Below are 11,724 nucleotides of genomic sequence, written 5' to 3'. Positions count from 1 at the left end.
GACTCAGGATCCGGTGAAGACTCAGGGTCCCGTGTGGAAACGAACCGGCTCCCGCAGAGCCACCGTCGCCCCCTCGAAGTCGGCCAGTCGTGCCGCGAGGGTGGCCACCGCCAGGCGTTCGGGCAGGGCGGCCGAGAACTTCAGGCCCCGGACCGCACGGGGGTCGATGTCCGGGAGTACGAGGGCCCCGCCTTCGCCGGCCGCGGCGAGGGCGGTGCGCCAGAGTTCGGGGGTCAGGTCCTCACGGAGGCGGAGATGGCAGTCGGCCGGACGCTGGACCGGGTCGGCGATCGACGGGAGGGTGGCGGCGAGGGTCGCGTTGGCGCGGTAGCCCGCCCAGGTCCACCAGCGGACATCGCCTCCGACGCGGGTCACCAGGGTGCCGCCGGGGTGAGCCGTGCCGGGGGCCTCGTCCTCCCGCCATTCCGTCAGACACGCACGCGCGCGCCGGGTGAGCGAGACCGGCGGGTCCGCTCCGAGGAGTACCTCGCGCATCGCCCGGGTCAGGGTGTGCGACAGCCCGGCGAGGGAACTGCCCGTCCATTTGGCGAGCCCCCCTCCGTCGGCGGGCTCGACGAAGACCCGGCGGCGGCCCCAGTCGATGAACGTCACCTGCCAGCTGCGCCCGGCGAGCAGCAGCCGGCGCGGCCCCGGCCGTTCCTCCGTCAGTACGGACGGGTCGGTCTGCCCGATCTCCTTCCGGCCCGACAGAACGGTGAACTGCGGGGGCGCGGTGAAGGAGGCGGTCAGCTCGATGAAGTGGCGGCGGCCGAAGCGGCGTTCGGCCTCGGGGCCGATGAAGAGCATTCCGCCGTCCTCGTCGAGGAATCCCTCACCCGTCAGATGCCTCAGGATCGGGGCGGCCGAGCGGTCGAAGGGAGCGAGCCCGTTCCAGAGCCCGGGCCAGAGCCGGTCGCCGATCCGGTGCTGCTGGAGGGTGGCGGCGAGCAGTTGCTGTGCCACGAGATGGCGGGGCTCCGGCGGCGGGGTCACCGGCTCCACCCAGCCGCGTCCCCAGAGCACCAGGAGGGCGGCCGCCTGGAGCAGGGTTTCCTGGTCGGTGGCGAGGATCAGGCAGTTGCGGGTGCTGCCCGGCCGTCGGCCGGTGCGCCCGATGCGCTGGAGGAACGAGGCCACGGTACGGGGCGAGTCGATCTGGACGACCCTGTCCAGATCGCCCACGTCGATGCCCAGTTCCAGGGTGGACGTGGAGACGATGACGCAGTCGCGCGCCTCCGTGAAAGCCTGCTCGGACCGGGCTCTCTCGTCGGCTGACAGAGAGGCGTGCGAGAGGAACACGGTCACCTCGCGCGCCCGCAGCGCCGCGCCCAGTTCCTCCACCTGGCGCCTGGACTCGCAGAACACCAGCCGCTTCTCCCCCCGGTGCAGAGCGGCGATCAGCCGGGCGGCGTTGCCCAGCGAGCCCACGTAGTCCAGCTCCACATCCCCGGGAGGCGGCGCGGGCACGGGTGCGGCACCGGGCAGGAGGGCGGGGGTGTCGGGCAGGGGGGCGGGGGTGTCGGGCAGGGGGGCGGGGGTGTCGGGCAGGAGGGGGGCGGGGGTGTCGGGCAGGAGGGGGGCGGGGGTGTCGGGCAGGAGGGCGGGGGTGTCGGGCCCCGGACCAGGCGCGGTGCCCGGCGCCGTGCCCGAAGTGGAGTCGGGCACGGAGTCGGTGGCGTGTGGTACGGCACCGGCGTCCGGCAGGGGTCCGGCATCCGGCGCCGGGGCGAGGTCGTCCGGTACGGGGCCGGTGCCCGACGCCGGGACGAGGTCGGCGTCCGGTACGGGGCCGGTGCCCGACGCCGGGACGAGGTCGGCGTCCGGTACGGGGCCGGTGCCCGACGCCGGGGCAAGCTCGGGCGCGACCACCTGTCCGGGGCGCTCCCTCGCACGGGCCCCCTGGAGCCAGGTGAGCAGTTGCCGGGGATTCCCGACGGTCGCGGAGAGCCCGATGCGCTGGATGGAGCGCCCGGTGACCTGCTCCAGCCGTTCCAGTACGGCCAGCAGATGCCAGCCGCGGTCGTCGCCCGCGAAGGCGTGCACCTCGTCCACCACGACGGCCCGGACTCCGCCAAGCAGCCGCGCGTGATCCGTCTTCACCCCGATGAGCATGGCCTCCAGTGACTCGGGGGTGGTCAGCAGGATGTCCGGGCCCTGGAGGCGGATGCGCCGCCGCTGCGACTCCTTCGTGTCGCCGTGCCACAGCTCCGCCCGGCGCCCCAGCCACTGCGCGTACGAGTCGACTCGGGTCACCAGGTTGTTCAAGAGGGCCTTGAGGGGACACAGATAGAGGACGGAGGTGCCGGACCAGCGCCCCTCGGACATGGCCGAGAGGATCGGCAGACACGCGGCCTCGGTCTTCCCGCCCGCGGTGGGCGCCAGCAGTACGGCGTCCTCGCCGTCCATCACGGGCTGGATCGCGGCCCGCTGGAGCGGTCGCAGATCGGGCCAGCCGAGGGTGTTGACCACATGGTGGAGGACGACGGGGTCGAGACGGTCCACGGGGTCCGCCGGTGACGGTGGCACAGGGCCTCCCTGGAGGTCCACGGGGTCCGCCGGGGTCATCGGGCCGGAGGGGTCCGGGGACCCGCCGTCGTACTGATCGGGGCCGTCCATCACAGGTCCAGATCGATGTCGCCGGCCGACACGGCGGTGGCGAGATTCCGTTCGACGTCGGTGAGTTCGCTGCTCGTCACCGTGAGACGGTAGTGCTGCCGGGGGTCGAAGTCCTCGAACTGGTCGATCCGGTCCAGGACGTCCCCGACCAGTTTCTTCAGGAAGAGCCGGGGGGCGACTCCGGTCTTCCCGCCGAGGGCACCGCCGACCGCACGGGCGAGGTCGGCGATATACGCGTCGTCCGCGAGGACCTTGATCCGGTCGGGGGCGGCGGCTCCCTCCGCGTACAGATCGCGGATGGTCGTCCCCAGGCCGGTCAGCGACTCCAGGGTGAAACCGGGCAGACGGAGCTGGACGGCACGGGGATTGTCGAATCGCGGATCGGTGGTGAAGTCCGTGGCGAGGCGCTGGGCGAGCGGGGCGAGGCGCTGCACTCCCTGCGGCCCGTCGTAGAAGGCGGGAGTGCCGGTGATCACCAGATAGAGGCCGGGGAAGCGTCCCGAGTGCACTTCGTCGATGAGCTGCCGCAGTGCGTTCAGCGCCTTGTCGCGGGCGTCGGACCGTACCCGCTGGAGGGTCTCCACCTCGTCCAGGACGACGAACAGCCCCCGGTGTCCGGAGTCCCGCAGCACGGTCAGCAGCCCTTGCAGAAAACCCAGCGCCCCGAAGTGGTCGAGGTCGCCGCGCACTCCCGCGGCCCGCCGGGCGGCCGCCGCCACATGGGGCTGCCCGCCGAGCCAGGCGAGGACCGCGGCCGCCGTCGGCTCGTCCCCGTCCGTGAAGGCGGAGCGGTAGCCGCGCAGGGCGGTCGCGAAGGAAGGGGCGTGCCGGGACACCTCGGCGAGCCGGGCGACCAGCAGCTTCGCCACCTCCTCCGGCAGCTCGTCCTCCCCCGCCCCGGCCGCGAGGGCGTCCTCCTCCAGCGCGTAGAACCAGGCGTCGACGACCGGCCGGAGGGCGCTCGGCGGGAAGCTGGCGGTGGTCAGCCGCTCGGTGAGACGCCGGTACACCGTTTCCAGCCGGTGCAGCGGGGTCTCGGTCTCCGAGATCTGGATCTCGGCCACGGCGAGCCCCCGCCGCTTGGCGCGTTCGCCCAGCCACCGGGTGAAGAAGGTCTTGCCCGATCCGTACTCGCCCCGTACGGCCTTGAACACCGAGGCCCCGGAGGCGACCGCGTCCAGCTCCGCGCCGAGGGCGGTCTCGTACCGGTTCAGGCCGGTGGCCAGCAGGTCGAGTCCGCTCTCGGGGACCGCGCCGCGGCGCAGGGCGTCGAGAACGGTACGGCGGCGGGTGGCGGAGACGGTGGTGGCGGCGGGGCGGGGCTCGGTCACCGCCCCATCCTCCCATCCGGCCCCGTCCGCGAGTCCGGGCCTTGCCCGGGCCGCCTGTGCGCCTCTTGGGCCCCTAAGACCCCTTGCGCCTCTTACGGCGGCGAGGCCGGGATGGGCGTCCCGGACCCCGGCGGGACCTGATGGGCCCCGGCGCTGTGTGCCGACGGCGACATGGATCGGTCCAGCCCTCTCGTCGGGGCTCCGCCCCGAACCCCGCGCCTCAAACGCCGGCGAGGCTGAAACTACGCACCCCCACCCCGAACACCGAGCCCGGGAATGCACACCCCCAACCCAAACACCGACGCCCAAGGTCTGCGCCCCAACCCGAACAGCGAAGCCGAAAGCGTGCGACCCGCCCCGAAGGGCGAGGCTGGAGAACGCACCTCCACCCCGACCACCGAGACTTGAGTCGCACACCACCACGCACCGACCGGGACACGCATCAATCCAGCCCCCTCGTCGGGGCTCCGCCCCGAACCCCGCGCCTCAAACGCCGGCGAGGCTGAAACTACGCACCCCCACCCCGAACACCGACGCCCAAAGCGTGCGCCCCAACCCAAACAGCGAGGGCGAAAGCGTGCGGCCCGGACCTGTCAGTCCAGTTCGAACTGGGTACGCAGGAGGGAGAGATGCAGCCGGAGCGTACGCCCGTCGGGCAGGGTCTCCAGCACCTGCACGCCGTCGTGGTTGAGGAGCTGGCGCAGGACCGCGGCGAAGCCGCCCGCCCGGGTGACCGGGTAGTCGACGCGCTGGGCCAGCGCCGTCACCGGGAGGGTGCCCCCGGCGGCGAGGAGGGCGCGGACCGCCTTCTCGACGCGGTCCATCGGCGGTTTGCGGGCGAGCAGTCCCACCTGGTCCCGCAGGATGTCCGAGGCGAAGAACGCGCCGATCAGGGCGTCCTCCGGCGCGGCCACGACCGGCGCGGGCGGGGCCGAGCCTCTCGGTGCCGAACCTCCCGGGGCCGCGCCCCCCGGTGCCGAGCCCCCGGGGCCCACCGGCACGACGTCGACGTCGTCCACGTCGAAGAGCGAGTCGTGTGTCTCGGCGAGTGCGGCCTGGGCCTTCTTCACCCGCGTACGGCCCGGCTTCTCCGAGACCGCGGCGGCGGAGCCGGCGGGCGCCTGAGCGGGGACGGGCTTACGGGTGCCCGGGTCGTCCGGCAGCCACCAGTCCGGGCTGGGGTCGCCCAGTTCGCGCCAGCCCGCCGGGGGTGCGGCGCCGAAGGGGAGGAAGGCGAGGACCGGAATGGTGAACTCGGCGGGGGCCGCCCCGCCGTGGTAGCCCGCCTTGCGGGCCGTGTAACGCGAATCCGCGTCCCACAGCGCGACGATCGAGCCACCGGGTGCGGGCCAGACCACACGCGGTCCGCTGAGCGCGATCTCGGCCGCGCCCAGGGACCCGCCGGGGGCCCGGTGGCGGGCGGAGTCCGGCCGGTCCGCCTCCACCCTGTCACCATGCCGGTCGACGACATGGCCGTGGTCGCTGGTCAGGATCACCGCCATACCCTGTGCGGCGGCGACCCTGAGCAGATCGCGCAGCCGCCCGATCTCGTCCACGCGCCAGGCCCCGTCGCCGAGTTTCTGCTCCTTGCCGAGACGGTCGTCGATGGTGTTGAGGACGACGGCGACATGGGTCCGTTCGTCGTCGAGCGCCTCGGTGAGCGCCGGGGCGAAGGTGTCCCCGGAGCCCTCGGCCCGCAGGTCGTCCTTGTGGAACACGGCGGCCGGAGCGCCACCCCAGAAGGCGTGGGCGGGAAACAGCCTCCGCTCGTCCGCCTGCGTCCCGTTCAGCAGTCTTCCACCGAACAGGGAGGTGCGGCAGACGGCCGTCAGGGTGGGCAGTGCCGCGGCCATCGCGCGGCGGGCCGGGTGGCCGTCCTTCACCGGGTCGAACTCGGCCCAGCCGGCCCGGAGTTCCTCACCGAGTTCGGTGGCGATGGCCGCGCTCATACCGTCGAGGACGAGCAGCAGCACCCGCCGCCCGCTCCCGTCCCGTACGACGGGCGCCACGACCCGGTCGAGGAAGGTCTCGACGGTGAGCATCGAGCCGGGCGGGGTGCCGGCCGCGGTCCAGTTGGCGAGGGTACGGGCGAAGGCGCGGTCGATCCCGTGCCGTTCGCGGCGCACCCGGGTGCCGAGCGCCCCGTAAGCGGACCTCAGCTCCGGGTCCGGGTCGCCGCCCGCCTCGATGTGCTCCAGGGCCCGGTCCACCCAGCCGATCTCCGCGATCTGGCGGTCCATGGCGGCGGCCATGGTGTCGGAGCCGGTCTCGGGGTTGTCGGCCAGCCACCGGGTGAGGCGCTGGGCCATCCGGGCGCGCTCCACCCGGGCCCGGGTCTCCGGTCCGTCGGCGCGCCGGTGTCCGCCGAGGGCGCGGACCGCTTCCGCCACGGCGGCGGGCCGCCCGGTGGCGAGCGCCCGCCCGACGGCGGCGAACCTGGCCTCCAGGCCCGCGGCCAGTACCGGGCTGGCCTCCGCTGCGGCTTCGGCTCCGAACTGGCGGACCAGCAGGGACGCCCGCTCCAGGGCGGTGTCGCTCAGCCGCCGGGCCGCCCGTACCTCGTCCTTGTCGCCCACCGTGCCACGGGCCGCGGTGGCGAGGAGGGCGCAGACGTACTCCTCCGCGGCCCGGGCGAACCGCGACACCAGGACGTCCAGCTCCTCACCGGCCGCCGGGGGCCGCTCCCCGAACCAGCGCTCGGCGCGGCCCCTGGCCCGGTAGGCGGCGGCGTCCGGTTCGGCGTGCAGCCACAGAGCGGCGCAGACCAGGCCGAAGGCCACCGCGTCCGCGCCGTGTTCGGCGTCGACCAGGGCCAGGAGGACCCGTCCGGCGGGACCGGCCTGGTCCTCCTCGCCCAGGAACGCGGCGAGACCCGCGCGTTCGGGGCCGCGCAGTTCCAGCAGGCGCTCCGGGCCGCCGGGGCTCTGGGACCAGGCGAGCAGGGTGTGGGGGTCGAGGCTGTCTCCGGCCGGGGCGCGGCCCGTGCCCGCGGCCTCGGTGTCGTATCTGCCGAGGCGCAGCCGCCGCAGGGTCAGCGCGGCGAGCGCGGTACGCCGGGAGAGCATGCCGCCCGCCAGCGGTGGCCAGCCGCCCGGCGGGGTGGCGCCGAGCAGGGCTTCCGCGGCCCAGTTGGCGTCCTTGAGGCGCGGGTCGACCTGCTCGGCGCCGAACGCCTCGCGGACGACGTCCCAGCTGTCGACGTTCTCGATACGGGGTTTGTGGGCCCGCGCGAGGATCGCCGGGTCGAGTTCGTTCTGTTCCCGGTCGGTGAGGATGACGAGAACCGCCGGTCCGGACGCGCCGGCCGGTGCCGCCGGGCCGCCCTCACCGGTCTCCTCGGCCCCGAGGCGCCCAACGGGTCCGAGGTGCCCAACGTGCCCAAGACGCCCTACATGTTCGAGGCGCCCCCACTGTCCCAGGTGCCCGAGGAGGAGTTCGTGGACGGCGAGCGGGGACGGCGCGGCCGCGATCCGCGCGGTGAGCCCGTCGCCCCACACGGGCTCGGCGGGGCCGTCCCACTGGGGCGCCGAGCGCAGCAGGACGACCCGCCGCCGTCCGGCGCCCGCCAGGGATCCGGCCAGTGAGCGCTGGGAGGACAGGTACTGGGTGACGGTGGCGAGGTTCAGCCGTACGGCGACGGAGGCGGGCGCGTTCATCGGTCGACGACCTGCCAGGTGATCTCGATGGTCGCGTCGGGCTCCCGGGCGATCAGCTCGGCGAGTTCCGCGCCGAGTTCGGCGGCGGCGCGGGCGGCGGTGGTGCGTCCTCCGCCGGAGCGGGGCGCCCGGCGGGTGGCGGTCGCGGTCCCGGCTCCGGCCCCGGGGCCGTCGGACGGCTCGGGCCGGTGCCACTCGATACGGGGGTCGCTGGATCCGCCGTTCAGCGGCAGGTCCCCGGCCCTGGGGGCGGGCGGGGCGGGCTCCGGTGACGGCCGGGCGGCGGTCTCGGCGCGCTTCAGGAGGGCGACGACCTCGGCCCTGGTGCGTTCCAGGGCCGCCGCGAGGTCACCGCTGCGCTGGTCGGCGCGGGCCGTGTTGCGCAGGGATTCGAGGAGGGCGTCCCCCTCGGGGCCCTTGCCCGAGGCGAGGCCCAGGATCTCCCAGGGAGCCGCGCCGAGCGCCTGGGCCACCCTGCCCGCCTGCTTGACGGACGTCCCGTAACGGTCGGCGCCGACCGGGCCGAGGTCGAAGCCCGCCAGGGCCTCCACGGTCCTCTTCGCCCCGGCCGCACCCTGACCGGCTCCCTGCGTGAGGGCCTTGAGCAGGGCGACGGCCCTCCGCGCGAGGGCCAGGCGCCCGGTCCCGTCCGTCTCGTCCAGGCCGAGGAACCCGGCGTGCTCCTCCAGTCTGCGCACCAGTTCGGCGGCGGGCTCCTGGTGGGCCGCCGCCCGTTCCCCGATCTGGCGGGCGAACTGGTTGACGATACGTCCTCGCCGCAGCGCGGGCGCCGGGGCGCCGAAGATCGCCTGGAAGCGCTCCCGGGCCGACTCCCAGTCCTCCTCGGAGGGCAGCGGCTGGTTGCGCAGCGCGTCGCGGTCCTTGACCTGGGACAGCTCGGGTGCCGGGTCGAGCGGCATGCCCTCGCGCACCCACACCCGGTCGTCCATCTCGGCGAAGGAGGCGACGACGAGCCGGGCGAGGAAGTCGGGCAGACCGCGCGGGGCGGGCCGGTCGGTCCAGTCGGTGAGGGTGATCAGGGTGAGGTCGCCGGTGACGCCCTTCTCCCGGGCGAGCTGCCGGAAGTGGTCGGCCCAGTAGGGCGACAGCTCGAAGTACGCCTCCTTCTGCCGCCCGAGCAGCAGCGGTCCGGCCAGCCTGCGCATCAGCGCCCGGTCCCCGGCGGGAATCTCGGTGCGGTGGTCACGGGCCTCGGCGGCGGTACGGATGTGGGCGAACACCTTGCGGGCGTCACCGGGTTTGACGGTGGTGCCGGTGTTCTCGGGGTCGAGGTCGGGATGGTCCGGGTACTGGGAGGCGAGGAGCTTGCCGGCGATGTGCCGGATGCCGTCGTGCAGGGACTGGCCGAAGGAGAGGGTGAGGCCGTCCACGTCGCGCAGGGACACCAGGTGGTCGCCGAAGCCGAGTTCCACGTCGGCGGGCTTCTTCTCGGCGAGCCCGTACGCCTGCTTGAAGGCCGCCTTGACGTTCTTGAGCAGCGACTCGCGCTGGGTCTCCAGCAGACCCTTGGCCCTGGCCCGGTTGTCGGCGTTGAGGTGGCCCGCGTACTGGGTGTCGAAGCGCCCGCCGTCCGCGAGCGCCCGGTCGATGACGACGAGCCGGCGGAAGTCGCCGTACCGCTGGGCGGAGAGGTGGGTGGGCAGCCAGGCCACCGTACGGGACCGCTCGCCCTGCTGCTTCTGGCGCAGCCGCCGCACCCGCTCGGCGTCCTCGACGGCGCCGTACTCGCTGTCGTCGAAGGGCAGGTCGACGGCGATGCGCCAGCGGCCGTCCTCCTGCGGCATCAGATCGTGGTCGGGCAGCTCGTCCTCGTCCGCGATGTTCCCGAAGATCACTTCGAGCGCCCGGTCGGTGCCGCGCCAGACGAAGTTCAGCTCGTCGACCAGCCGGCCCTGCTCGATGCCGAGTTCCTCCGCGAGCAGCCGCTTGGCGAGCGCCAGCCGGTTGCCCGGGTTGTCGTTGACGTTGGCGTTGGCGATGACGGAGTCGACGTCGACGCCGGACAGCTCCAGCCGGACGCCCGGATTGGCCTCCGTCCCGGTCTCCTTGATCTCCGGGAAACGTCCCGCCCACTCGGCGACCTTGTTCTTCAGGATGCCGTACTCGCGGCCGGGGATCGGGGCGACCACCGAGCCGTAGTTGAGCGCGGAGAGCCGCCGGATCGTCAGATCCGCGAGGGCGGGCACGCTCGGCGCGAGCGCGGACAGCAGCAGCGTGCCGATGATCCGGTTGTCCCCGGTGAACGTCTTCACCCGCCCCCGCAGCGCCCGGTCGGTGATGCTGTCGGGGCGGTGCGTGTACTGCTCGACGTCCTCCTCCGACACGTTGTACGTGGCCAGCAGATACGGGCGCAGCTTGGTCCGGTACAGCTTGTCCGCCGCCTCGAAGACGACCTTCAGACTGTCCGTGAACGGTTTGTCGCCCCCGGCGGTGATCAGCGGGTACAGATCGCCGACCGGGATGAGGTCGCCCAGGCGCAACTGGTCGCGGTGGTCCGCGAGGAGCTGACCCATGAGCTTCATACCGGTCCGGTTGCGCTGGAGCGCGGACGACACCTGGACCAGGGTGTCCATGAACGCGGGCGAGAACGGATACGTCAGCCGGAAGCTCTCCTCGTCCGCGCCGACCCCGTCGGCGCCCCGGTCGGAGCCGAGGAGCGTGTCCCACACCTCCTGACGGACCTTCCGGGTCTTCTCGAACTCGGCCGTGATCAGCGCCGCCGCCTCCCCGTCCCGGGGCCTGAGCAGCCGGGCGTGGGCGACCTGGGGGAGGTTACGGTCCTCCAGGGTGATCTTGTCGAAGCGGCCGGACGCCTGGTTGAGGGTGTCCTGGATGGACGACTCGGCCGCGCCGGACAGTTCCTCGCCGACGAGTTCGCGCAGATCGCGCTGGCGGGCGATGAAGGAGACGACGGGTATGGCCCGGCGGGCGTCCGCGCCCTCCACGAAGTTGGTGATCTTGCCCGCCTCGCGGCCCACGAACTTCTGGTCGTGGATGAGAGTGGCCAGCCACAGGATCAGCTCGTCGAGGAAGAGGATCAGGCCGTCGTACCCCAGCTCCTTGGCATGGGCGGCGATCACGGACAGGCCGGCGTCGAGCGAGATGAAGCCGTGCTCGCTCTCGGCGGCGTTCTGCGCGAACCCGGGCAGCAGATGCGTACTGGCGTCCTGGACGAGCCGGGCCCGCAGCTCCGCCGGGGACGACGGGCTGACCAGATTGAGCGCCTGTCCCGTCTCGTGGATCTCCTCCGCCGCGAGCGCGGTGTCGAGCAGCGCGGGGCTCCACGCAAAGGACTCGCCCCACTCGTCGTCCTCGTCCTCGTCCGCCCCGCCGGTCCCCGGGGCGAGTCCTCTGATGACCGCCTCGTCGCCCATGCGCTCACGCATGGCGGTGATGTCCGCGAAGAGGGCGTCCGTGCGGTAGACCCTGGGGGTCGGGGCGTCGGGGTGGAGCTTCTTGACGTGACTGACGTACGTCCCGAGGACCCGCTGCTCCAGCGCCTTCGCCCCGAGCATGTGGTACGGCACGAGCAGGAACCTCTTCCCGTCCGCGCCGAGCCACTCGTGCCTGGTGAGCACCGGGTCGAAGTCGCCCCGGCCCCGGGCGGCCGGGCTGCCGCTGAGCAGCGCGTGCAGTACGGCCATGAAGTGCGACTTACCCGAACCGAACGAGCCGTGCAGATACGCCGCCTTGGACGTATGGCCGTCCACCGCCGCCTTGATCAGCCCGAGCGCCTCGTCGAAGTTCTCCAGCAGCCGTTCCGTCACCACGTAGTCCCGGAGCGCGCCTTCGGCACCCTCCGGGGTCGTGGCCTCCGAGAGCTGGAGAACAAAGTCGGAGGTCGAGATCGACTCCTTGATGTCGATGACATCGCGGAGCAGGGGCGGCTGCTGGGCCATCGCGCGTCTCGCTCACCTTCTGACGGCGTCGGCCGTCGCTGTCCGGTCGGTACGGTGTCGGGGCCGGCGTGCGGTCCGGTCGGTGTTTCCCGTGACATTCTCCGACACCGGCACGGATTACGGGACCGTCGGGCACCACTCTCCCGCCCCTCAGCATGGCAGCGGCCCCCGACAGTCCGCCCGGAGTGGGCGTGCACCTGG

4 protein-coding genes are annotated in these 11,724 nt (G+C 73.3%); all 4 read right to left on the bottom strand.

The features are described from left to right. Window positions 1-21: 21 nt before the first annotated feature. The 4 genes from ACIBCM_RS22485 to ACIBCM_RS22470 all read right to left on the bottom strand — a co-directional run bounded on the left by ACIBCM_RS22485 (window position 22) and on the right by ACIBCM_RS22470 (window position 11,523). Window positions 22-2,565 carry a DEAD/DEAH box helicase gene (locus ACIBCM_RS22485; protein WP_399246084.1) on the bottom strand — a complete coding sequence of 848 codons (2,544 nt, stop codon included), beginning with the start codon at window positions 2,563-2,565 and terminating at the stop codon, window positions 22-24. A gap of 50 nt (window positions 2,566-2,615) precedes the next feature. Beyond that, window positions 2,616-3,947 (bottom strand): BREX system ATP-binding protein BrxD, encoded by a 1,332-nt coding sequence (gene brxD / locus ACIBCM_RS22480; protein ID WP_399245839.1) that lies wholly within the window; start codon window positions 3,945-3,947, stop codon window positions 2,616-2,618. Window positions 3,948-4,540: 593 nt separating this feature from the next. Further along, window positions 4,541-7,603: a BREX-2 system phosphatase PglZ gene (gene pglZ / locus ACIBCM_RS22475; RefSeq protein ID WP_399245837.1), complete on the bottom strand. Its 3,063-nt coding sequence runs from the start codon at window positions 7,601-7,603 to the stop codon at window positions 4,541-4,543. After that, window positions 7,600-11,523 (bottom strand): phage resistance protein, encoded by a 3,924-nt coding sequence (locus ACIBCM_RS22470; RefSeq protein ID WP_399245835.1) that lies wholly within the window; start codon window positions 11,521-11,523, stop codon window positions 7,600-7,602. Before ACIBCM_RS22470 ends, pglZ begins: the two co-directional genes overlap by 4 nt. Window positions 11,524-11,724 lie beyond the last annotated feature (201 nt).

The sequence above is a fragment of the Streptomyces sp. NPDC051018 genome, from assembly GCF_044456085.1.
In the GTDB taxonomy this organism is placed as follows: Bacteria; Actinomycetota; Actinomycetes; order Streptomycetales; family Streptomycetaceae; genus Streptomyces.
The sequence above is the reverse complement of the archived record's forward strand: the minus strand, read 5'-3'. Positions and strand labels throughout refer to the sequence as shown.